The sequence below is a fragment of the Sphingomonas sp. genome, from assembly GCF_019635455.1.
Lineage (GTDB): Bacteria > Pseudomonadota > Alphaproteobacteria > Sphingomonadales > Sphingomonadaceae > Sphingomonas.
In genome coordinates, this window is the sequence record NZ_JAHBZJ010000003.1 from 154,675 (window position 1) to 175,045 (window position 20,371).

25 protein-coding genes are annotated in these 20,371 nt (G+C 66.3%); 11 read left to right on the forward strand and 14 right to left on the reverse strand.

The genetic code is table 11. The features are described 5' to 3' along the window. Position 1 precedes the first annotated feature (1 nt). The 5 genes from KF783_RS05525 to dusB are packed head-to-tail and all read right to left on the reverse strand — an operon-like array spanning position 2 to position 6,164. Entirely contained in the window at positions 2-2,248 is a 2,247-nt protein-coding gene (locus KF783_RS05525; RefSeq protein WP_294077223.1) for an ATP-binding protein, read from the reverse strand. A gap of 59 nt (positions 2,249-2,307) precedes the next feature. Then, on the reverse strand, positions 2,308-3,750 hold the full coding sequence (gene ntrC, locus KF783_RS05530) for a nitrogen regulation protein NR(I) (protein WP_294077225.1): 1,443 nt from the start codon (positions 3,748-3,750) through the stop codon (positions 2,308-2,310). Then, complete coding sequence (locus KF783_RS05535) at positions 3,747-4,025, reverse strand: hypothetical protein (protein ID WP_294077556.1); 279 nt, start codon at positions 4,023-4,025, stop codon at positions 3,747-3,749. Before KF783_RS05535 ends, ntrC begins: the two co-directional genes overlap by 4 nt. Before the next feature lie 22 nt (positions 4,026-4,047). Beyond that, positions 4,048-5,160: an ATP-binding protein gene (locus KF783_RS05540; RefSeq protein WP_294077227.1), complete on the reverse strand. Its 1,113-nt coding sequence runs from the start codon at positions 5,158-5,160 to the stop codon at positions 4,048-4,050. Continuing rightward, a complete protein-coding gene (gene dusB, locus KF783_RS05545) occupies positions 5,136-6,164 on the reverse strand; it encodes a tRNA dihydrouridine synthase DusB (protein WP_294077228.1) in 1,029 nt (342 codons plus the stop codon). The genes KF783_RS05540 and dusB overlap by 25 nt, the downstream gene beginning before the upstream one ends. Positions 6,165-6,338: 174 nt before the next feature. Between dusB and KF783_RS05550 the strand changes: the two genes are divergently transcribed. The 3 genes from KF783_RS05550 to KF783_RS05560 are packed head-to-tail and all read left to right on the forward strand — an operon-like array spanning position 6,339 to position 8,566. Beyond that, on the forward strand, positions 6,339-7,511 hold the full coding sequence (locus KF783_RS05550; RefSeq protein WP_294077232.1) for a bifunctional 2-C-methyl-D-erythritol 4-phosphate cytidylyltransferase/2-C-methyl-D-erythritol 2,4-cyclodiphosphate synthase: 1,173 nt from the start codon (positions 6,339-6,341) through the stop codon (positions 7,509-7,511). Positions 7,512-7,514: 3 nt separating this feature from the next. Then, a complete protein-coding gene (locus tag KF783_RS05555) occupies positions 7,515-8,033 on the forward strand; it encodes a hypothetical protein (RefSeq protein WP_294077235.1) in 519 nt (172 codons plus the stop codon). Continuing rightward, positions 8,030-8,566, forward strand: coding sequence for a CinA family protein (locus KF783_RS05560; RefSeq protein WP_294077236.1), 537 nt, complete (start codon positions 8,030-8,032; stop codon positions 8,564-8,566). Before KF783_RS05555 ends, KF783_RS05560 begins: the two co-directional genes overlap by 4 nt. Here KF783_RS05560 and KF783_RS05565 read toward each other — a convergent pair. Both KF783_RS05565 and lipA read right to left on the reverse strand, forming a co-directional pair. Beyond that, on the reverse strand, positions 8,494-8,988 hold the full coding sequence (locus KF783_RS05565; protein ID WP_294077238.1) for a type II toxin-antitoxin system RatA family toxin: 495 nt from the start codon (positions 8,986-8,988) through the stop codon (positions 8,494-8,496). The two genes, KF783_RS05560 and KF783_RS05565, sit on opposite strands and share 73 nt — an antisense overlap. Next, the gene (gene lipA / locus KF783_RS05570) at positions 8,988-9,926 is read right to left on the reverse strand and encodes a lipoyl synthase (RefSeq protein ID WP_294077240.1); all 939 of its coding nucleotides are present in this window, start codon (positions 9,924-9,926) and stop codon (positions 8,988-8,990) included. Before lipA ends, KF783_RS05565 begins: the two co-directional genes overlap by 1 nt. Before the next feature lie 65 nt (positions 9,927-9,991). Here lipA and KF783_RS05575 point away from each other — a divergent pair, with 65 nt between their 5' ends. Both KF783_RS05575 and KF783_RS05580 read left to right on the forward strand, forming a co-directional pair. Then, the gene (locus KF783_RS05575; RefSeq protein ID WP_294077242.1) at positions 9,992-10,621 is read left to right on the forward strand and encodes a carbonic anhydrase; all 630 of its coding nucleotides are present in this window, start codon (positions 9,992-9,994) and stop codon (positions 10,619-10,621) included. Positions 10,622-10,690: 69 nt separating this feature from the next. Next, positions 10,691-10,903 (forward strand): hypothetical protein, encoded by a 213-nt coding sequence (locus KF783_RS05580; RefSeq protein ID WP_294077243.1) that lies wholly within the window; start codon positions 10,691-10,693, stop codon positions 10,901-10,903. Here KF783_RS05580 and KF783_RS05585 read toward each other — a convergent pair. Continuing rightward, positions 10,900-11,676, reverse strand: coding sequence for a polyphosphate kinase (locus tag KF783_RS05585; protein WP_294077245.1), 777 nt, complete (start codon positions 11,674-11,676; stop codon positions 10,900-10,902). The genes KF783_RS05580 and KF783_RS05585 overlap by 4 nt on opposite strands. Positions 11,677-11,814: 138 nt before the next feature. On the opposite strand from KF783_RS05585, the gene KF783_RS05590 reads away from it, so the two are divergent. Then, positions 11,815-12,090 (forward strand): acylphosphatase, encoded by a 276-nt coding sequence (locus tag KF783_RS05590; protein ID WP_294077246.1) that lies wholly within the window; start codon positions 11,815-11,817, stop codon positions 12,088-12,090. A 3-nt stretch (positions 12,091-12,093) separates the two neighbouring features. Here the strand turns inward: KF783_RS05590 and KF783_RS05595 are convergent, their stop codons facing one another. Both KF783_RS05595 and epsC read right to left on the reverse strand, forming a co-directional pair. Beyond that, complete coding sequence (locus KF783_RS05595; RefSeq protein WP_294077248.1) at positions 12,094-12,438, reverse strand: DUF2794 domain-containing protein; 345 nt, start codon at positions 12,436-12,438, stop codon at positions 12,094-12,096. Then, positions 12,435-13,133: a serine O-acetyltransferase EpsC gene (gene epsC / locus KF783_RS05600; RefSeq protein WP_294077249.1), complete on the reverse strand. Its 699-nt coding sequence runs from the start codon at positions 13,131-13,133 to the stop codon at positions 12,435-12,437. Before epsC ends, KF783_RS05595 begins: the two co-directional genes overlap by 4 nt. Before the next feature lie 155 nt (positions 13,134-13,288). Between epsC and KF783_RS05605 the strand changes: the two genes are divergently transcribed. The 4 genes from KF783_RS05605 (at position 13,289) to KF783_RS05620 (ending at position 17,518) form a co-directional block, all read left to right on the forward strand. Continuing rightward, positions 13,289-14,050 (forward strand): sulfite exporter TauE/SafE family protein, encoded by a 762-nt coding sequence (locus tag KF783_RS05605; RefSeq protein WP_294077250.1) that lies wholly within the window; start codon positions 13,289-13,291, stop codon positions 14,048-14,050. Between the two features lie 187 nt (positions 14,051-14,237). After that, on the forward strand, positions 14,238-14,801 hold the full coding sequence (ahpC, locus tag KF783_RS05610; protein ID WP_294077252.1) for an alkyl hydroperoxide reductase subunit C: 564 nt from the start codon (positions 14,238-14,240) through the stop codon (positions 14,799-14,801). Between the two features lie 106 nt (positions 14,802-14,907). Beyond that, positions 14,908-16,488, forward strand: coding sequence for an alkyl hydroperoxide reductase subunit F (gene ahpF, locus KF783_RS05615; protein ID WP_294077254.1), 1,581 nt, complete (start codon positions 14,908-14,910; stop codon positions 16,486-16,488). A gap of 94 nt (positions 16,489-16,582) precedes the next feature. Next, positions 16,583-17,518 carry a hydrogen peroxide-inducible genes activator gene (locus KF783_RS05620; RefSeq protein ID WP_294077256.1) on the forward strand — a complete coding sequence of 312 codons (936 nt, stop codon included), beginning with the start codon at positions 16,583-16,585 and terminating at the stop codon, positions 17,516-17,518. Here the strand turns inward: KF783_RS05620 and KF783_RS05625 are convergent. Genes KF783_RS05625 through pgsA form a run of 3 tightly spaced genes read right to left on the reverse strand, consistent with a single transcriptional unit; the run spans position 17,473 to position 18,733 of the window. After that, the gene (locus KF783_RS05625) at positions 17,473-17,931 is read right to left on the reverse strand and encodes a molybdenum cofactor biosynthesis protein MoaE (RefSeq protein WP_294077258.1); all 459 of its coding nucleotides are present in this window, start codon (positions 17,929-17,931) and stop codon (positions 17,473-17,475) included. The genes KF783_RS05620 and KF783_RS05625 overlap by 46 nt on opposite strands. Then, positions 17,928-18,179, reverse strand: coding sequence for a molybdopterin converting factor subunit 1 (gene moaD, locus KF783_RS05630; RefSeq protein ID WP_294077259.1), 252 nt, complete (start codon positions 18,177-18,179; stop codon positions 17,928-17,930). Before moaD ends, KF783_RS05625 begins: the two co-directional genes overlap by 4 nt. Next, positions 18,179-18,733, reverse strand: a complete 555-nt coding sequence (gene pgsA / locus KF783_RS05635; RefSeq protein ID WP_294077260.1) for a CDP-diacylglycerol--glycerol-3-phosphate 3-phosphatidyltransferase — start codon at positions 18,731-18,733, stop codon at positions 18,179-18,181. The genes moaD and pgsA overlap by 1 nt, the downstream gene beginning before the upstream one ends. A 120-nt stretch (positions 18,734-18,853) precedes the next feature. Here pgsA and KF783_RS05640 point away from each other — a divergent pair, with 120 nt between their 5' ends. Further along, on the forward strand, positions 18,854-20,143 hold the full coding sequence (locus tag KF783_RS05640; RefSeq protein ID WP_294077262.1) for an MFS transporter: 1,290 nt from the start codon (positions 18,854-18,856) through the stop codon (positions 20,141-20,143). Between the two features lie 14 nt (positions 20,144-20,157). Here KF783_RS05640 and KF783_RS05645 read toward each other — a convergent pair whose 3' ends face one another. Next, the gene (locus KF783_RS05645; RefSeq protein ID WP_294077263.1) at positions 20,158-20,325 is read right to left on the reverse strand and encodes a hypothetical protein; all 168 of its coding nucleotides are present in this window, start codon (positions 20,323-20,325) and stop codon (positions 20,158-20,160) included. Positions 20,326-20,371: the final 46 nt, after the last annotated feature.

Sequence of the window (20,371 nt, forward strand, 5' to 3'; positions counted from 1 at the left end):
TCTAGATACGTGTCGGTGCGGCCGACGCCTCACCCACCGCACTCTCTTCAATGGTTGCCGGGTCGCCTGCCAGCCGCTCCAGCGTCGTCGTGTCGAAACACAGCGTCACGATCGTCCCGCCGCCCGGCCGGTCGGCGAACGCCATCGTCCCGAAATGCTCCTCGACGATCTTCTTGACGATGGCGAGGCCAAGTCCGGTGCCGCGGCTGCGGGTCGTCATATAGGGTTCGACGATCCGGTCGCGCTCGGCGGGCAGGCCGATGCCGTTGTCGGCGATCTCGACCAGCATCTGGCGGTCTTCGTCGATGCGGATCGCCATGTCGATCGCGCCCCCGCCCTCGCCTTCTCCCTCGGCCCGCGCCTCGACCGCCTCGATCGCGTTCTTCACCAGGTTCGTCAGCGCCTGGCCCAGCTGGCGGCGATCACATACCAGCGGCGGCACATGGTCCGGATGGCTCATGCCGAACCGGATCTCCGGCTTCGACACCTCGTGCAGGAACAGGGTCTGGCGGGCGATATCGACCAGCGATTCCTCGCGAAAGATCGGCTTGGGCATCCGCGCGAAGGACGAGAATTCGTCCACCATCCGCCGCAGATCGCCCACCTGCCGCACGATCGTATCGGTCAGCTTGGCAAAGGTGCCGTCATCGCTCTCGATCTTCTTGCCATATCGGCGCTGAAGCCGCTCGGCGGCCAGCTGGATCGGGGTCAGCGGGTTCTTGATCTCATGGGCGATGCGCCGTGCGACATCGGACCAGGCGGCGCGCCGTTGATCGAGCAATTGCTGGGTGATGTCGTCGAAGGTCAGCACTTGCCCCGCCTCATCGCGGGTGATCTTCACCGCCAGCGTCCGCGCTTCTCCGCCACTGGTCAGCTGGACGATATCCTCTCGCGATTCGCCGCCCAGTACGGCGTCGAGTTCGGGCGCGACATCGGCAAGCAATTTGCCGACCGGCGCCTCACCCGGACGCAACAGCGCCATGGCGGAACTGTTGATCAGGCGGATGCGCCGGTCCGCATCGATCGACAGCACCCCGGCCGTCACGCCCGACATCACCGCCTCGATCAGCGCGCGGCGGCTTTCCGATTCGGCGTTCGCATCGACCAGCGCGTTGGTCTGTTCCTGCAACCGGTCGGTCATCCGGTTGAACGCGGTCGCCAGCGTGCCGATCTCGTCGTCGGCACGCGGCGTCGGCACTCGGGTCGCCAGATCGCCATCGGCAACCTCGCGCGCGGCTTTCACCAGATCGCCCACCGGGCGCACCAGCCGGTCGGCGATCTGCAACGCGACCCACACCGCCAGCCCGACAATCGCCAGCGAAAGCAGGAGCAGCGCGACATTGAACTGCAATTGGAGCGAGCGGGAACGTTCGGTCAGGGTGCGGTAATCGCTCACCAGACTATCCGCGCGACGCTTGCGCTGAAGCAGGGCGGGATCGATCACGCGCGCGGCATAGAGATAGGTATCCGGCGCGCCGGGAAACCGGGTCAGCGCGCGGATCCGCCCGCCGGCATCTTCGACGACAATGTCCTTTCCGTCCCGAAGCTGGCGGATCGCATCACGACTGATCTGCTGATCGATAAGCTGTTCATAGGGGTTCAGAATCGCAAGCGTTTGCAACTCGCCGTCCGGCGATGTCTGGCGAACGATCGCCGCCTCCGACAGTTCGCGCTGGGTGGTCTGGAACAGCAGATAGTTGATGAACGCCTGACTATCGATCGGCTGCTCCGTCAGGAAAACGCCCAGATCGATCGCCATCTTCTCGGTATTGCCGCCGACCCGCTCCTTCAGATCGTTGATGCTGCCCTGCGCCACGGCGGAGGCATTTTCCAGCATCGAGCGCGCGCGGTCCGAGTACCAGAACTCGACCCCATATTGGAACAGGAGCGACGCGACGATCGATACAAAGATCGTCGGAACGCTCGCCAGGATCGAAAAGATCGCCACCAGACGCACATGCAGGCGCGCCCGCCCGCCCAGCGGCGATTGCGCCGCCCGACGCTTCGCCACGCGCCGCCCGATCAGCACGATCAGCGCGACCAGCGGAACCAGGTTGGCGACCAGCAGCAGCGCGACCAGTGGCGGGGTCAGCAGCTTTTGCGATTCGTCATTCCCGCTGATGACGAAATAGCTGCCGACCATCACCGCGGCCGCCACGGCCAGCACCGCGAGTTCGACGACCGGCGTGACGGCAAACCGCCACGGGCGCCTTACAGCTACGTCGATCGGCTCGGCGGCGGCATTCATCGTTGCATGGCTACAACAAGACCGTTGCCGTGAAAACACACTCTTTGTGCCAATTGTCGCTAAGCGGGATCGTCCTGCCGCCCCCCGACATCGATCCCCAGCGTATCGAGCCGCTTGCGCAGCGTGTTGCGGTTGATCCCCAGCGCCCGCGCGGCCCGCAACTGGTTCTGCCCGTGCCGTGCCAGCATCGCCTCGATCAGCGGTCGTTCAACTTCGCCGATGATGCGATCGTAGAGGGTGCCGTCCTCCAGCACCGCCGGTTCCTCCGCCGCGATGCGCGACAGTCGCGCGATCACCGCCGCCTCGATCCCCTCGTCCCGCGTCGCAGGGGCGGGGTTCATGCCCTCGCCCAGCATGGTCCGCACCGCCGCGCCATCGATCCACTCGTCGCGGTGCAGCGCCGCCATCCGCCGCATCAGATTTTCCAGCTCGCGCACATTACCCGGCCAGTCATGCGCCTCAAGCGCGGCGATCGCATCGTCACCGATCGCCTTGCGCGGCAAGCCGTCCTCTACCGCACGATCGAGGAAATGCCGCGCGAGCAGCCGTACGTCCTGTCGCCGCTCGCGCAGGGCCGGCAATGCGATCGGCACGACGTTCAACCGATAGAACAGGTCCTCGCGAAACTGCCCGCTCGCCACCAGCGCGCCCAGATCCTTGTTGGTCGCCGCGACGATGCGCACGTCCGCCCGAATCGCCCGCGCGCCGCCGACGGTGATGAATTCGCCCGATTGCAGCACGCGCAGCAGCCGCGTCTGTGCGTCCATCGGCATGTCGCCGATCTCGTCCAGGAACAGTGTGCCGCCCGATGCCTGCTCGAACTTGCCAGCCGATCGCGCTGCCGCGCCGGTAAAGGCACCCTTTTCATGCCCGAACAGCTCCGCTTCGATCAGCTCGCGCGGGATCGCCGCCATGTTGATCGCTACGAACGGCGCGCGCCGGCGCGGACCCAGGTCATGGATCGCCTGGGCCACCAGCTCCTTGCCGGTCCCGCTCTCCCCGCTGATCAGCACGGTGAGTTCGTTGGACACCACGCGCGCGATCACGCGATAGACGTCCTGCATCGCCGGCGACCGGCCGATCATCGCGACCGCGTGGTCCTCCGCCGCCGGCAGATCCTCGACCAGCCGCCGCCCGCGCACCAGCGCGCTCCCCACTGCGGTGGTCAGCGCGTCCAGGTCGAACGGCTTGGGCAGGTAATCGAACGCCCCTGCCTCGGTCGCGCGCACGGCCGTGGTCAGTGTGTTCTGCGCCGACAGCACGATCACCGGCAGGTCGGGATGCTCGCCGGTCAGCGTCGCGACCAGGTCCAGGCCGTTGCCGTCGGGCAGCACGACATCGGTCACCACCACGTCAGGCCGCTGGACCCGCATCGCCTTGCGCAACTCGTCCAGCGACGCGGCTGCGGTCACCCGGTGGCCGGCCCGTCGCAGCGCCTGGGTGACGACGGTGCGGATCGCGGCGTCGTCGTCACAGATCAGGATCGCGCCGCTGACACTCATGATTCGCGCGTCCCGGCCGCGCCGATCCGTTCGCGCACCAGTCCGGCCCGCCCGCGCGCGAGAACATAGATGCCGATCCCCATCCAGATCAGGTTGAGCGCCGCCGACGGCAGCGCCCCGCGCACATAGCCGTTGATCAACATGCCGATGGCGCCGAACACGTTCATCAGCTGATAGGCGGCCCCGCGCCCGTCCACGCGGCCCGCCGACAACAACGCATAGGCGACCAGTACCAGCCCGGCCCCGGCCCAGCCGACGACATCCACCCAATCCATCACCCGTGAACCCTCACCATCATCATCCGTCCGCCCGCGGCAGATTGACCCGAAAGATCGTCAGTTCCGGATCGCCGGCGCGCGCATATTCGACCACGCCGCCCATGTCGCGAACCAGCTTTTCGACCAGCGGGAGGCCCAGCCCCTTGCCCTCGGGCTTGCCCGATACGAACGGTTCGAACAGATGCCCGGCAATGTCCGACGGCGCGCCAGGTCCATTGTCCGCGATCGACAGTTCGATCGGCAACCATCGGCGCGGCCGGTTCGGCGCGGGGCGCATCGCGACGCCGTGGCGGTATTGCGTCGCCATCACGATGCGCGGCTCCGCCACGTCCTTCAACGCTTCGGCGGCGTTCTTCAGCAGGTTCATCACCACCTGGGTGAACGCGTCCCGATCGATCAGTACCGGCGGCAGCGACGGGTCGAACCGCTCCTCGATCACGATACCGCGCGCGAATCCGGCCAGCGCGACGCGCCGGGCATGATCGAGCAGCGGGTAGATATTGTGCGGCGACAATTTGGGCGGACGGGTGTCGGTAAAATCCTCCATCCGGTCGATCAGCGCGGCGATACGGTCCACCTCGGCAGTGATCAGGCCGGTCAGTTCCGCGCGTCCTTCGCAGTCCTCCTCCCCGCCGGCGCTGCCCAGCAATTGCGCGGCGCCACGAATGCCGGACAGCGGATTCTTGATCTCATGCGCCAGCATCGCCGCCGCGCCGATCGCCGCACGCGCGCCGGCGCTGCGGTCGGCGCCCACCGACAGCCGGCGTGACGTCGGTGCCTGATGCAGCGTCACGATGCGCCATCCGGGATGTTCGGCGATCTGCGCCTCGACGAAATCGACGCGGGTGCGCGGCGATCGCGTGGGTTCGATCTCGACGTCATAGGCGGCAAAGCCATGCCCCTCGCGCCGCGTCGCATAGCCCTCGGGCGGGGTGACGATCCGGTCCAGCCGCTGGCCGATCATCGCGCGCTCGCTATGGTTCAACAGATGCTCGCTCGCGATGTTCGCGCGGACGACGCGATCCTGCGGGTCCAGCACCAGTGCCGCGACGGGCAGGGCGCCGAACATCTCGCCCAGGTCCGGCTCGCCCGCCTGGGGCGGGGGCCTCAGGCCGCTTCGCGCGCCGGCCATGATCCGCCCGCCGCGGCTGCCTCACGCAGTGGTGCGTAGAATTCGTCCAGCATCGCCAGCACCGTCGCCGCCTTCGGCTCCTGGTTCACCTTGTTCCGGAACTCGGCCGAACCGGGCAGCCCCTTGGTGTACCAGCCGACATGCTTGCGCATCAGGTTGACGCCGGTCATCTCGCCATAATGGTCGAGCATCATCGCATAATGCTCGGCGATCAGCGCATATTGCTCGTCGATGTCCGGATCGGGGCGCTCGTCCTTCCCCGACAGCGCGTCCATCACCTGGCGCAGGATCCATGGCTTGCCATAGGCGCCGCGCCCGATCATCACCCCATCGGCGCCCGATTGCGCCAGCGCCGCGCGCGCATCGTCCACGGTACAGATATCGCCGTTGACGATGACGGGGATCGACACCGCATCCTTGACCCCGCGCACGAATGCCCAGTCGGCGGACCCCTTGTACATCTGGTTGCGGGTCCGGCCATGGACGGTCACCATCTTCGCGCCCAGATCCTCGGCGACACGCGCGAGTTCGGGGGCGTTCAGGCTGTCATGGCACCATCCCATGCGCATCTTCACCGTCACCGGCACATCGACCGCCTTCACGCACGCCTCGATCAGCCTGGCGGCAAGTTCCGGCACCCGCATCAGCGCCGATCCCGCATCTCCATTGGTCACCTTGCGCACGGGGCAGCCCATGTTGATGTCGATGATCGCGGCGCCCCGATCAGCGTTCAGCTTGGCCGCCTCGCCCATTTCATAGGGGGTACAGCCGACCAGCTGCATCGACACCGGCTCCTCGATCGGGTCCCACGCCGCCTTCTGCACCGATTGCCGCGTCTCGCGGATCGCCGCCTGGCTCGCGATCATTTCGGTGACGTTGAGGCCGGAGCCATAGCGCCGCACCAGCCGCCGGAACGGCAGATCGGTGACGCCCGTCATCGGCGCCAGGATCACCGGCGTCTCGACCGTCACCGGTCCGACCTGGATGGGCTTGAGCATCGTCATATGTGCCTGAAAAACAGGCAGCGCCTGTACATGGCGATGGCTTGGGGCGCAAGGGCGCGCCGATCCCGCTCGACCCTTCCCTATGCCAGGGCATCGCGCTAGTTCCCTCGCCATGCCAGCGATCCGCATGCCATCGTCGAACCGCGCCGTCACCGGCTGCCGGCGGCGCATCCCATGACCACCGCCGCCCTGATCGTCGCGGCCGGCAAGGGCGTGCGCGCCGGCACCGACATTCCCAAACAGTTCGTCGCCCTGTGCGGTCGGCCGCTGGTGGCGCACAGCCATGCCGCGTTCGCCGCGCATCCCGGCATCGACCAGATCCTGTTCGTCATCGCCGATGGGCAGGCCGACGCGCTCCACAACGCGCTTCAAGATCCCAATGCCGATCCGGCCAGATCGGTCAGCCGGATCGATCATGTCACCGGCGGTGCGGAACGCCGCGAGTCGGTCCGCGCGGGGCTGGAGGTGTTGGCGGACCGGGGCGTGACCCGCGTCCTGATTCACGATGCGGCCCGCCCCTTTCTCCCGCCGGCGGTCATCGATGCGCTGCTCACCGCGCTCGATCGCGCGCCCGGGGCCGTTCCGGCCCTGCCGGTCGCCGATACGCTCGCCCGGGGCGACCATCGGTTGGGCGAGAATGTCCCGCGCGGGGGCCTCCACCGCATCCAGACGCCACAGGCGTTTCATCTCGACGCCATCCTCGCCGCCCATCGCGCCTGGCCTGCGGAGGAAGAGGCGACCGACGACGCCCAGATGCTCCGCCGTGCGGGCCATGACGTCATCCTGGTTCCCGGAGACCCGATGCTCGACAAGATCACCCACCCCGCCGACTTCGCCGCGGCACAGGCGCGCCACCGCGCCGCCCTCGTCTCGCGCAGCGCGATGGGGTTCGACGTTCACCGGTTCGACGCCGGTGCGCAGCTGTGGCTCGGCGGGGTACGGATTCCCCATGATCGGGGCCTGTCGGGCCATAGCGACGCCGATGTCGCGCTTCATGCCATCACCGACGCGTTGCTCGGCGCGGTCGGCGCCGGGGATATCGGCATGCATTTCCCACCCGGCGACCCCAAATGGCGCGGCGCGGCCTCGGCCCAATTCCTCGAACATGCCGCTCACCTTGTCGATGCAGCGGGCGGCGTCATCGATTTCATCGACCTGACGCTGATCTGCGAAGCGCCCAAGATCGGTCCCCATCGCGACGCGATCCGCGCCAGCATCGCCGCGTTGCTGAACCTTAAGGTTCAACAGGTTAGTGTAAAGGCGACCACCACCGAACGACTGGGCTTCACCGGTCGCGGCGAAGGGATGGCGGCCCAGGCCATCGCGACGGTGCGCGTCCCGGAGTAAGGCATGCGTTTTCGATCGATCCCCTTTCTGTTCGCGGCCCCGGCGCTGCTTTCGGCGCCCGCCGCGGCACAGCCGGCCTGTATCACCGGGCCGGAGGCGGAGTCGCTGTTCCAGGTCATGCTTCCAGACACGATCCGCGAAATGGGGCGGGTGTGCGCCGGCCTGCCGCCGCAATCCTTTCTTCGCCGGCCCGATCCCGGTTTCCTCGCCCGGATCGACGCCGGCGTTGCGCCTGCGCTTCCCGGCGCCCGCGCGGGCATCCGCAAGCTGTTGGGTCCCGGCGGAGAGGCGATCGCCGAATCGCAGTTCGCGGTCGGCGCGGTCCGCGCGATCTTTGCACCGGCCATCGCCCAGCGGATCCGGCCCGCCGACTGCCCCGGCATCGACCGGGCCGTCGCGAATCTCGCCCCGCTTCCCCCGCGCAACCTGGCGGCGGTGTTCGTCGCATTGGCGCAGATCGCCCAGACGGACGAAAAACGCGGGCCAAGACTTCCGCTTTGCCCTATGGCGCCGGCACGATGACCGATACGATTCTACCCCAGACCCTTGTCGACCTTGCCCGTAAGGTGGTCGAAACCAACCGTGCCGCCGGTCGCACCGTGGCGGTCGCCGAAAGCTGCACCGGCGGACTCGTCGCCGCCGCGCTCACCGAAATTCCCGGCTCGTCCGAAGTGCTGATCGTCGGCTTCGTCACCTATTCCAACGACGCCAAGATGTCGGAGCTGAAGGTCAGCGGCGACGTGCTCGAAACCTTTGGCGCCGTGTCGGTCGCGACCGCGTGGAGCATGGCGCAGGGCGCGCTTGAGGAAAGCGGGGCGGATGTCGCGGTGGCGGTCACCGGCATCGCCGGGCCGGACGGCGGCACCGACAAAAAGCCGGTCGGCCATGTCGTCTTCGCCCGGGCGGAGCGCGATGCCGATCCCGACATCGTCGTCGCGGACACGCGTGAATTCGGCGATCTGGGCCGGGGCGGCGTGCGGCTTCAGGCCGCGTTGTGCGCGCTCGAACTGCTGGTCCCGGGCAAGCCGCCGTCGCCCGACGCCGAATCGCTGTAGAGCTTTGCCGCGCGCTCCTCGAACGCGTTGATCATCATCCGCAAGGCGCGGTCGAACACCTGTCCCGCCAGCATTTCGAACACGCGGCTCTTGAACGCGAAATCGACGCAGAAATCGATCAGCACGCCCCCGTCCCCGTCGGGCCGGAACTTCCAGTCATTGTGCAGATATTTGAGCGGGCCATCGACATAATCGACCCGGATATGGGCCGGCCGCTGCTTCTCGACCCGACTGGTGAACGTCTCGCGTAGGCCCTTGAATCCGACGATCAGGTCCGCGACCATCTCCGTCTCGCCGTCGGACCGCACCCGCACCGCGCTGACCCAGGGCAGAAATTCGCCATAGCGGGCGACGTCAGCGACCAGATCGAACATCTGCTCCGGCGTGTAGGGCAGCCGGCGCGTTTCGCTGTGCCTGGGCATCAGGCCCCCGCCGCGACCTTTGCCAGCCGGGCGTCGCGCGCCGCCTTCATCCGCGCGAAATCGTCGCCGGCGTGATAGCTCGACCGCGTCAGCGGTGAGGACGCGACCAGCAGGAATCCCTTGGCCCGGGCAATCGCGGCATAGGCGTCGAACGCCTGGGGCGTCACGAAATCCTGTACCTTCGCATGGCGGGGAGTCGGTTGCAGATACTGGCCCATCGTCATGAAATCGATGTCGGCGCTGCGCATGTCGTCCATCACCTGATGGACCTCCAGCCGCTCCTCGCCCAGGCCGAGCATGATGCCGGATTTGGTGAAGATCGACGGGTCGAGCTTCTTGACCTGCTCCAGCAGGCGCAAGGAGGCGTAATAACGGGCGCCGGGCCGGATCGTCGGATAGAGACGCGGCACCGTTTCGAGATTGTGGTTATACACGTCGGGCCGCGCGGCGACGATCATCTCTACCGCCGCCTCGTGCTTGTTGCGGAAATCGGGGGTCAGGATCTCGATCGTGGTGGTCGGGCTCGCCTTGCGCACCGCCTCGATCACCTTGACGAACTGCTTCGCGCCGCCATCGGGCAGGTCGTCGCGATCGACCGACGTCACGACGATATGCTCAAGCCCCATCTGCACGGCGGCATCGGCCACGTTCTGCGGCTCCATCGGATCCACCATGCGCGGCATGCCGGTCTTCACGTTGCAGAATGCGCAGGCGCGCGTGCAGGTATCGCCCAGGATCATCACCGTCGCGTGCTTTTTCGACCAGCACTCGCCGATATTCGGACAGGCCGCCTCCTCGCACACCGTCGTCAGGCTTTTCGACCGCATCAGCGCACGAGTTGCGGCAAAGCCGGCGGACGTCGGCGCCTTTACCCGGATCCAGTCGGGCTTGCGCTGGCGCTCGGGCCTGGGCGCTGCGGTCGGGGACATGTCATTCATGCCGCGCAGATAGCGATCCAGCCCCCGGCTTGCCAGCCCTTTGCGCGTGCGCCAATGGTTCGCGCATGACTCACTTTGCAGACCTTGTTGACGGCTATCGCCGTTTCCGCACTGCCGACTATCGGCGCCAGCACGAACGCTGGGCGCAACTGGCCGAGGGGCAGGCGCCGAAGGTCATGGTGATCGCCTGTTCGGACAGCCGGGTCGAGCCTTCGCAGATTTTCGACACGCTGCCCGGAGAGATTTTCGTCGTGCGCAACGTCGCCAATCTGGTCCCGCCGTTCGAAAATGACGGCGGCCGCCACGGCGTTTCCGCGGCGTTGGAATTCGCGGTCACCAAGCTGGAGGTCGAAGAGGTCGTGGTGCTGGGTCACGGCATGTGTGGCGGCGCCCATGCCGCGCTGACCGAAATGTTTCAGGACAGCCCCCCGGGCGATGGCGGATTCGTCCATGCCTGGGTCAGCCTGCTCGACGAATCGCGCGAACGGGTAAAGGCGCGGTTCGGCGACACGCCCGAGGCGGCGCGCGAAATGGAGCTGGAGACCGTCCGCACCTCGATCCGCAATCTGCACAGCTTTCCGTTCGTTCCCGAACGCGAGGCGGCGGGCAAGCTCAAGATTCATGGCGCCTATTTCGCGATCAGCGACGGCATCCTGTATCTGATGGACGCGGACGGCGCATTTCATCCCGCCTGACCGCCGCGTCCGGCGGGGTTGCGCGACTCCCGGCCCCTTCGCTCATTGATCGGGCGAAGGAGAGTCAGAATGACCGACCGTACCGAAACCGCCCGCAATCATGATGGCGGCGACCTGATCGCTTCCCCCCTCGACACGCCGGGACGGCAGGGCCGCAATGGCGGCAATCTGGCGCGCGATGTCGGCACCGACGCCGCGACGGAACGCGTCCGCGATCCCGAGGCGTGCGAAGGCGTCGACAGGCGGGACGAAATCAATCACGGCGAATGCAAACCCGGCTAATCCGCGCGTAGCGCCGCCCGCGCCATCTTTTCGAAATCGGGGTCGAGCGAGGGCGGTTCCATCGAAACCCCTGCCTCAAGCCGGTCGGCGATCGCCGTCAGAGCGGCAATCCGCCCGGCCTTGCGGTTATTGCCGTCGATGACCGTCCACGGCGCGAGTTCGGTGCTGGTCCGATCGAACATGTCGGCCATCGCGGACAGGTAATCGGCGCGCCGGGCGCGGTTGCGATAATCGTCGGCGCCCGTTTTCCACCGCTTCCAGGGGTCGTCGAGCCGCTCGGCCAGCTCCTCGTCCTGCTTTTCCTGGGTGATATGGACGAACATCTTCACGATCGTCGCGCCCGCCTCGATCTGCTGCGCTTCGAACGCGTTGATCTCATCATAGCCCTGCCGCCACGCGGCCTCGCTGGCATAGCCCTCGACCCGCTCGACCAGCACGCGGCCATACCAGCTGCGATCGAAAATCGTGATGTGGCCGTTGGCTGGCAGGCGGGTCCAGAAACGCCACAGGAAATGATGCGCGAGCTCCGCCTCGCTCGGCGCGGAAATCGGCATGACTTCGAAAAAGCGCGGATCCCAATTGGCGGTCAGCCGCTTGATGACGCCACCTTTCCCGGCCGCGTCCCACCCCTCCATCACCACGATCGCGGGTTTCTTGTGGACGATATGCGCGACCTGGATCTTCTCCAGCCGGCCCTGCACACTCGCCAATTGCGCGTCATAGTCGCCATCCAGCTTCGCGCCGGTTTCATAGTCGCCAAGATCGATCTTCATCGCAAATCCCTAGCACGCTTCGAAACCACGCCGAAATGCCCCGCTTTCGCGGCTGCCCGGTCTTCGCGCACCCCGGTCCGGCGCGCTATCAACGCCGGGTGCGCGATGTAGGCGCACCTGTATGCGGGGTATCGAAACATGGCGACTCAGCGTCTGCTGATCGAAGGGCGCGTTCAGCGCGTTGGCTACCGGGACTGGGCAGTGCGCACCGCGCACCAGCTGGGGGTGGTAGGATGGGTCCGCAATCTGGCGGACGGGCGGGTCGAGATGCTGGTCGATGGCGACGAGATGGCGCTCGACACCTTTGTCGATCGCTGTCGCGAAGGGCCATTGCTGGCGAATGTCGCGCGGATCGACGCCACCCCGGCCGATCGCGGCAACGTCAAGGGCTTTACCAAGCGCTTCACCGCCTGAACATCAATCCTCGACGAGTTTGAGCAGGCGGCGCTCGACCGGCGCCAGCACCGGCCCCAGTTCGTGTCCGCGCTTCAATACCGCGCCGGATTCCGCGACGAGCGACCACATCCCCTGCCGGTTACGCAGCGCGGGACGCTTCTCGACACGGAATTCGGGGCGTTCGGCCGCGCGACGAAAGGCGGCGAACACCGCGGCGTCCCGGCCGAGATGGATGGCATAATCCTTCCAGTGGCCCGCCGCGACCATACGACCGTAGAGGTCGAGGATGCGCATCAGTTCGGCGCGTTCGAACCCGATCTGATGCGCACCGCCGCGCTGTGGGAGGGGCGTGACGGTCGCGCTCACGCCCGGTCGCGCCGCGCCTCTTCGGCGTGTCGCGCGTCGCGCTCGGCAAGCAGTTCCTCGACGCGCTTGCGCATCGATTCAAGCTCGCAGCGCATGATCTCCAGCTTTTGCGTCGCCGGATCGTAAATCTCGCTGCACGGTGTGCCATAGGGGACGAAATCGCGCTGCCACTTGTCCGCCTCGACCAGCGTCGCCTTGGCGGGGATGCCGACCATCACCGCGCCGTCCGGCACATCCTTCGTCACAACGGCATTGGCGCCGACCCGCGCGCGCGACCCGACCGTGATCGGACCCAGCACCTGCGCGCCCGACCCGATGATCACCCCGTCCGACAGCGTCGGGTGCCGCTTGCCGCCGACGCCATTGTCCGGGCTGGTGCCGCCCAGGGTCACGCACTGATAGATGGTGACGTCATCGCCGATCTCTGCCGTCTCGCCGATCACCACAAATCCGTGGTCGATAAAGAAATTGCGGCCGATCCTTGCCCCCGGATGGATATCGATCGCGGTCATCCAGCGGGACAGGTGATTGACGACCCGCGCCAGGAAAAACAGCCGCGCCCCGAACAGCCAATGCGCGATCCGGTGCCAGAACAGCGCCCACACGCCGGGATAGAGCAGGATTTCCGCGCGGCTGCGGGGTGCAGGATCGCGCGCCTGAATAGATTTGAGGTAGGATCCCAGACGTCCAAACATGGGCGGCCCCTTCTTTGAACGGCGTATCTAGGCGCGCGCGCCGGGAATTTCCAGCGCACCCCCGCAATCGCTTCGCGCGTCTAAACACGATGTATCTTGTGGGAATTCGACAAGCCCGCCACACCGGCCCCATTATCGCCAATGCAGAGGCAGGAATGTTCGCAGGATTTGATCTGACCGCGCTGCTGCCCTTCGTGGCCGTCGGATTCGCCGCCCAGATGGTAGACGGCGCGCTCGGCATGGCGTTCGGCGTCATCAATTCGACGCTGCTGGTCAGCGTGATGGGCGTCGCGCCGGCCCAGGCTTCGGCGATGGTCCACACGGTCGAGACCTTTACCACCGCGGCCTCGGGCGCAAGCCATGTGTGGCACCGGAACGTCAACTGGAAGCTGTTCGGGCGGCTCGTGGTTCCCGGCGTGATTGGCGGCGTGCTCGGCGCGACCGTGCTCAGCCGGATCGACGCCTCGCAGGCAAAGCCGTTCGTCATGGCCTATCTCGCCTGTATCGGCCTGTACCTCCTGTTCCGCGCGTGGCGCGGCAAGGTGGAGCCGCGTGAGCCGAAGGTGATCGAACCGCTCGGCCTGGTCGGCGGGTTCCTCGACGCGGCGGGCGGTGGCGGATGGGGTCCGGTCGTCACCAGCAACCTGCTGGTGCAGGGCGCATCGCCCCGCACGACGATCGGAACGGTGAACACCAGCGAGTTCTTCCTCACCGCCAGCGTATCGGCGACGTTCATCGCGACGCTGGGGTGGGAGATGTTCACGCTCCAGACCCTGGGCATCCTGATCGGCGGGCTGATCGCCGCGCCGTTCGGCGGCCTTCTGGCCAAGCGGGTCCCGACCCGCACCCTGATGGCGATGGTCGGCGTGCTGCTGACGCTTACCAGCGCGTGGACGATCTATCGCGCGCTAAGCTGACCGTCGCGCCATCGCTGCATCGCGCCAACGCCCCAGTTGCATCGCAACAGGCGCAGGCAAATCCCCCGATCGCGCCCGTACTGATCGATTGATCCGATCACATCGACCATCGATTCGAATTTCACATTGCGGTGCGGCATAGCTATTTGCTGCACGGCAACAACAACCCGTCAGAGGAAAACAGATCATGGCCCTTATCGGCAGCACCATCACCCCGTTCACCGCCACCGCCTTCAAACAGGGCAAGTTCGTCGATGTCACCGACGCCGACGTGAAGGGAAAGTGGGCGGTTTTCTTCTTCTACCCGGCCGATTTCACCTTCGTATGCCCGACTGAGCTCGAGGATCTTGCCGACATCTATCCGACGCTGCAAAAGATGGGCGTCGAGGTCTATTCGGTCTCCACCGATACTCATTTCAGCCACAAGGCATGGCACGACACGTCGCCCGCGATCGGCAAGATCGACTATTACATGCTTGGCGACCAGAACCATGTCCTGTCGAAGAATTTCGACGTCCTGCGCGAAGGACAGGGCCTGGCCGATCGCGGCACCTTCGTCGTCGATCCCGACGGCGTGATCCAGCTGGTCGAGATCACCAGCGAAGGCGTCGGCCGCAACGCGACCGAACTGCTCCGCAAGATCAAGGCCGCGCAGTATATCGCCGCGCATCCGGGTGAAGTCTGCCCCGCCAAGTGGGAAGAGGGCGAAACCACGCTGGCGCCGTCGCTCGACCTCGTCGGCAAGATCTGACCGGCGCCCGCCCCTCCCTCTTGCGGGCGCTGTCGCGGCCCGGGGCGGACGTCTTCCCCCGCCCCGGGCCGCTTCGTTTTTCGCACCAATCCGACTGGAGTCCGCCATGCTCGACGCGCATCTCAAGCAACAGCTCGAAGCCTATCTCGTCAACATCCGCGAACCGATCGAACTCGTCGCCAGCCTGGGCGAGGATGCGAAGTCGCGCGAACTCGAAACGCTGCTGGACGAAATCGCCGCGCTCAGCGGGAAGATCGCGCTGGTGCGCAAGGACGATGACCGGCGCAAGCCGAGCTTCATGATCCGCCGCGCCGGCACCGATATCGGGGTTCGCTTCGCCGGCATCCCGATGGGCCATGAATTCACCTCGCTCGTCCTCGCCCTGCTTCAGGTCGGCGGGCATCCCTCGCGCGCGACCCAGGACGTGATCGAGCAGGTTCGCGGCCTTGAAGGCGAACTGCATTTCGAGACCTATTTCTCGCTCTCGTGCCAGAACTGCCCCGACGTCGTTCAGGCGCTTAACCTGATGGCGGTGCTGAACCCGCGGATCAGCCATGTCGCGATCGATGGCGCGCTGTTCCAGGACGAGGTCGAGGCGCGTCAGGTTCTGGCGGTGCCGGCGGTGTTCCTGAACGGCCAGCCATTCGGCCAGGGCCGGATGGAACTGGAACAGATCGTCGCGAAGCTCGACGCGGGCGCCGACGCGAAGGCCGCCGAAAAGCTCGACGCCAGGGACCCGTTCGACGTGCTGGTGATCGGCGGCGGACCGGCGGGCGCCGCGTCGGCCATCTATGCCGCACGCAAGGGGATCCGGGTCGGTGTCGCCGCCGAACGGTTCGGCGGGCAGGTACTCGACACGATGGGGATCGAGAATTTCATCTCCGTCCCCTATACCGAAGGCCCGAAGCTCGCCGCCCAGCTGGAAAGCCATGTGCGGGAGAATGAGGTCGATATCATGAACCTCCAGCGCGCGGCGAAGCTGATCCCCGCCACGCAGGAAGGCGGCCTTCATCATGTGGAGCTGGAGAATGGCGCGACGCTGAAGGCGCGGACGATCATCCTGTCCACCGGCGCGCGCTGGCGACAGATGGGCGTGCCGGGCGAGGAGGCATATCGCAACAAGGGCGTCGCCTATTGCCCCCATTGCGACGGCCCGCTGTTCAAGGGCAAACGCGTCGCGGTGATCGGCGGCGGAAATTCCGGCGTGGAGGCCGCGATCGACCTTGCGGGAATCGTCGGCCATGTCACGCTGATCGAATTTGACGATCAACTCCGTGCCGATGCGGTGCTGCAACGCAAGCTGAACAGCCTGGCCAATGTCCGCATCATCACCTCCGCCCTCACCACCCGGGTCAATGGCGGGGAGACGGTGACCGGTCTGACGTACCAGAATCGCGAGAGCGGCGTCGAACATGATCTCGAACTGGAGGGGATTTTCGTCCAGATCGGGCTGGTGCCGAACACCGAATGGTTGCGCGACACGATCGCGCTCACCCCGCGAGGCGAAATCGAGATCGACGCGCGCGGCGAGACGAGCCGCCGCGGCATCTTTGCCGCCGGGGACGCGACCACGGTGCCGTACAAACAGATCGTGATCGCGATGGGCGCGGGATCGACCGCCGCACTCTCCGCGTTCGACTATCTGATCCGCCTGCCCGCCGAAGCGGAGGCTGCGCAGGCCGCGTGACCCTGTCCGTCGCGCCCGGAAAATCGGGCGCGACGGGGCTGGCTTGCGCAGGTCGTCCTTCTTATATCCGGCTGGCAATCGACCCGGACGATCCATGGCGCAAACCTACCTCCCGACTCTCAAGCAGCTGCAATATCTGGTGGCGCTGAAGGATCATGGCCATTTCGGCCGTGCGGCGGAGGCGTGTTTCGTGACCCAGTCGACGCTGTCCGCCGGCCTGCGCGAACTGGAAACGCTGATCGGGGTCGTGCTGGTCGAGCGGACGCGGCGGGTGGTCCGATTTACCCCCTTGGGTGAGCGGATCGTGGACAAGGCGCGTCGCGTGCTGCGCGAGGCGGATGAGCTGGCCGACCTGGCCCGCGCGTCGGGCCGTCCGCTGTCCGGCGAGATGCGGATGAGCGTCATCCCGACGATCGCCCCGTTCCTGCTGCCGCGCATTCTCCCCCGCCTGCGACGGGATTATCCGGACCTCAAACTGTTCCTGCGCGAGGAGCCGAGCGGCGCCGCGTGCGAGAGCCTGCACACCGGGCGTACCGATTGCGTGCTGCTCGCCCTCCCCTATGCCTGTGGCGACGTCGAAACCGCGCCGCTGTTCGAGGATCGGCTGTTCGTCGCCTTTCCGGAGGGCGAATATCATGGCGATCATCGCGCCGTCGCCCCGAACGAGATCGACGAGACCCGGCTGTTGCTGCTGGAGGACGGGCATTGCCTGAAGGACCATGCGCTGGCCGCATGCAACCGCCCCGAACTGCGCGCGGAGGCGACGATGCTCGGCACCTCGCTTCACACCATGGTCCAGATGGTGGACAATGGGCTTGGCGTGACAATGCTCCCCGAAATGGCGCTGGCCGCCGGCATCCTCGACCATACGCATGTCTCCGCCCGCCCGCTTGAGGCCGACAATCCGTCGCGGCGGATCGCGCTGGTCTGGCGAAAGGCATCCCCGCGCGAGCGTGATTTCCGCCTGCTCGCCGATGTGCTGGCTCAGGCCGGCCTGTCCGCGGATCGGGTCCAGCGCGACGCGGCCTGATCGTCGTCCGCGCGGGCCGCGACCCAGCGGGGCGACCGGTCCGTCACCTCGCGCTTCCAGAAGGGCGCATCGGTCTTCAGGCGGTCGATCAGGAAGCTGCACGCGTCCAGCGCGGCGTGGCGATGCTGGGCCGCGGTGCCGATGAACACGATGCGCTCGCCCGGACTCATCGGGCCGATCCGGTGGACGATCACCGCCGACAGCAGCGACCATCGCGCCACCGCCTGTTCCGCGATATCGCACAGCGCAGCCTCGGTCATGCCCGGATAATGTTCGAGTTCGAGGCAGGTGACCCCGTCATCGCCGCGCACGATACCGGTAAAGCTGGCGATCGCGCCGGCGCCATGCGCCTCAAGCGCGGCGAGTTCGCTGGCGACCTCGATCGGCGCGGGATCGACCGAGACGCGGATCATCCGCCCGTCACCGGGGGGAACAGCGCGACCTCCCGCGCGGCGCCGATTTCAGCGTCGAGCGCGACGAAACGCTGATCGATCGCGCCGCGCAGGCGGGTGATGTCTGCCAGCGCCTCGGCATGGCCCGCGCTTCGATCGCGGAGCCAGATGGCGAGATCGGCGAGCGTATGGACGCCGGCCGGCGGCTCAACCTCTTCCTCACCGGTGCCGATCCGCTCACGTACCCAGGCGAAATACAGCACCCGCATCAGCTATCCATATGTTTCAGGCCGATGCGCAGATAATCCCATCCGGTAATCAGCGTGAGCACCGCCGCTGCCCACAGCATCGCGATGCTCGCCTGATGCACCCACGGCCAGTCGGGCAATGCGACGCCGAGCACCAGGCCGCCGAGCGAGGCGAGCTGAAACGCGGTCTTCCACTTGGCGAGCGCGGATACCGGCACCGACACCTGGATCCCGCCCAGAAATTCACGCAGCCCCGACACGGCGATTTCGCGCAGCAGGATCACCAGCGCGGCGATCATGTTCAGGTCCGAAATGATCCCCTTTGCGCACAGGATCAGGATGACCGCCGCGACCATGATCTTGTCCGCGATCGGATCGAGAAACACGCCCAGCTTCGACACCGTGCCGCGCGAACGGGCGAGATATCCGTCGAAATAGTCGGTGATGCCCATCAGGCAGTAGGTGGCGTAGCCAAGGGCGTAGCCCAGCTGCCATTCGGGCCACCACAGGAATGCCAGCAGCAGCGGCACGGCGACGATTCGCGACAGCGTCAGGATGTTGGGCAGGGTCAGCATCGATACGTGCCTTAGCACCGCCTCGACCGGCTCGCCACATCGCCGCGTTAGCGGTTGCCGCGCCCTGCCCCGCCCGGCTATGTCAGCGCCAGTTTCGACGGACGAAGGCCCGCCAACCCGATGATCAATGCGCTCGGACTGCTCAAAGAGCGCCGTTTCCTCCCTCTGTTCACCACACAGTTTCTGGGGGCGTTCAACGACAATCTGTTCAAGACCGCGATGGTGTTGTTCGCCACCTATTCGGTGTTCAACGACGCGGCGACCGAATTCTATTTCAACGCGTTGGCGACCGGCCTGGCGCTCATTCCGTTCGTGCTGCTGTCCGCGCTCTCGGGGCAGCTCGCCGATACCTATGACAAGGCGGGGATCATCCGCATCATCAAGACGGTCGAGATCGGCATCATGCTGTTCGGCGGCGCGGGCATCGTGGTCGCGAAAATGGGATATGCCAGCGCGGGCGTCGGCATGATGCTCGGCGCGGTGCTGATGCTGGGAACGCATTCGACCTTTTTCGGCCCGATCAAATACGCGATCCTCCCCCAGCATCTGGAGGAGGACGAAGTGCTGGGCGGGACCGGCCTGGTCGAGGCGGGGACCTATCTCTCGATCCTGCTCGGCACCATCATCGCCGGATGGGTCACGATCGAAACCGCCGGCCTGCTGACGCTCGCGGCCGCCGGGCTTGGCTGGGTCTCCGGCCGGTTCGTGCCGGCCGCGCCGCGGGTGGGCGCGCGTCTGAAACTGAACTACAATCCGTTCACCGCTTCATGGCGCCTGATCTCGAACACGATGCACATTCCGCGCCTGTTCTGGGCGATCTGCGCGATCAGCTTCTTCTGGACGATCGGTTCGGTACTGATCGTCATTTTCACCCCGCTGGCCAAGAACGTCCTGACGTCGGACGAACGGGTGGCGAGCCTGATGATCGCGACCTTCTCGATTGGTGTCGCGATCGGCTCGGTCGTCATCAACGCAATGTTGAAGGGCGAGATTTCCGCGAAATACGCCCCCGCCTCGGTGATCGCGATGGCGGGAATCGTGGTCGGATTTTCGGTCGAATCGCGCCTCTGGATCCCGGCGGAACCGGGCCGGCTCTATGACATGGCGACCTTCATGACGATGCCGCAGGCGTGGCTGGTGCTGGCGACGCTGATGGCGATCGCGATCACCGGGGGCATGTTCGTGGTGCCGCTCTACGCATTTCTGACCACGACGGTGACGAAGGACCAGACCGCCCGGACGGTGGCGGCGAACAATATCGTCAACGCGTTCGGCATGGTGGCCGGGGCGCTGATGGTGATCGGGATCACCGCACTGGGTGTCGGCCCCGCCGACCAGCTTCTGTTCGTTGCCGCGATGGGCCTGGTGTCCGCCTGGATCGCCCAGCGGCTACATCGCGCCTGTGACTGACGCGAAGCGCCGCGTCAGAGGATGAAGGTGTAGAAGCAGACGAAGAACGCGGCGAAGCTCAGCGCGAACAGCTTGATGTCGCTATCCTGCTCGCGCTGGCGCACCGCCGCGCGGATTTCGGGAAGCGCGGCGCGGAACGGATGTCCGGGCCGGCGGCGGGCGAGGATGAGATCACGTTGCATGTCCGCAAGTTAACGCGGTGTTTACGTTTTCGCCTAGGTTAAAGGG

Coding starts and splice junctions, on each gene's coding strand:
- KF783_RS05525 (WP_294077223.1), bottom strand. CDS start 2,248: ATGAATGCCGCCGCCGAGCCGATCGACGTAGCTGTAAGGCGCCCGTGG.
- ntrC (WP_294077225.1), bottom strand. CDS start 3,750: ATGAGTGTCAGCGGCGCGATCCTGATCTGTGACGACGACGCCGCGATC.
- KF783_RS05535 (WP_294077556.1), bottom strand. CDS start 4,025: ATGGATTGGGTGGATGTCGTCGGCTGGGCCGGGGCCGGGCTGGTACTG.
- KF783_RS05540 (WP_294077227.1), bottom strand. CDS start 5,160: ATGGCCGGCGCGCGAAGCGGCCTGAGGCCCCCGCCCCAGGCGGGCGAG.
- dusB (WP_294077228.1), bottom strand. CDS start 6,164: ATGACGATGCTCAAGCCCATCCAGGTCGGACCGGTGACGGTCGAGACG.
- KF783_RS05550 (WP_294077232.1), top strand. CDS start 6,339: ATGACCACCGCCGCCCTGATCGTCGCGGCCGGCAAGGGCGTGCGCGCC.
- KF783_RS05555 (WP_294077235.1), top strand. CDS start 7,515: ATGCGTTTTCGATCGATCCCCTTTCTGTTCGCGGCCCCGGCGCTGCTT.
- KF783_RS05560 (WP_294077236.1), top strand. CDS start 8,030: ATGACCGATACGATTCTACCCCAGACCCTTGTCGACCTTGCCCGTAAG.
- KF783_RS05565 (WP_294077238.1), bottom strand. CDS start 8,988: ATGCCCAGGCACAGCGAAACGCGCCGGCTGCCCTACACGCCGGAGCAG.
- lipA (WP_294077240.1), bottom strand. CDS start 9,926: ATGAATGACATGTCCCCGACCGCAGCGCCCAGGCCCGAGCGCCAGCGC.
- KF783_RS05575 (WP_294077242.1), top strand. CDS start 9,992: ATGACTCACTTTGCAGACCTTGTTGACGGCTATCGCCGTTTCCGCACT.
- KF783_RS05580 (WP_294077243.1), top strand. CDS start 10,691: ATGACCGACCGTACCGAAACCGCCCGCAATCATGATGGCGGCGACCTG.
- KF783_RS05585 (WP_294077245.1), bottom strand. CDS start 11,676: ATGAAGATCGATCTTGGCGACTATGAAACCGGCGCGAAGCTGGATGGC.
- KF783_RS05590 (WP_294077246.1), top strand. CDS start 11,815: ATGGCGACTCAGCGTCTGCTGATCGAAGGGCGCGTTCAGCGCGTTGGC.
- epsC (WP_294077249.1), bottom strand. CDS start 13,133: ATGTTTGGACGTCTGGGATCCTACCTCAAATCTATTCAGGCGCGCGAT.
- KF783_RS05605 (WP_294077250.1), top strand. CDS start 13,289: ATGTTCGCAGGATTTGATCTGACCGCGCTGCTGCCCTTCGTGGCCGTC.
- ahpC (WP_294077252.1), top strand. CDS start 14,238: ATGGCCCTTATCGGCAGCACCATCACCCCGTTCACCGCCACCGCCTTC.
- ahpF (WP_294077254.1), top strand. CDS start 14,908: ATGCTCGACGCGCATCTCAAGCAACAGCTCGAAGCCTATCTCGTCAAC.
- KF783_RS05620 (WP_294077256.1), top strand. CDS start 16,583: ATGGCGCAAACCTACCTCCCGACTCTCAAGCAGCTGCAATATCTGGTG.
- KF783_RS05625 (WP_294077258.1), bottom strand. CDS start 17,931: ATGATCCGCGTCTCGGTCGATCCCGCGCCGATCGAGGTCGCCAGCGAA.
- moaD (WP_294077259.1), bottom strand. CDS start 18,179: ATGCGGGTGCTGTATTTCGCCTGGGTACGTGAGCGGATCGGCACCGGT.
- pgsA (WP_294077260.1), bottom strand. CDS start 18,733: ATGCTGACCCTGCCCAACATCCTGACGCTGTCGCGAATCGTCGCCGTG.
- KF783_RS05640 (WP_294077262.1), top strand. CDS start 18,854: ATGATCAATGCGCTCGGACTGCTCAAAGAGCGCCGTTTCCTCCCTCTG.
- KF783_RS05645 (WP_294077263.1), bottom strand. CDS start 20,325: ATGCAACGTGATCTCATCCTCGCCCGCCGCCGGCCCGGACATCCGTTC.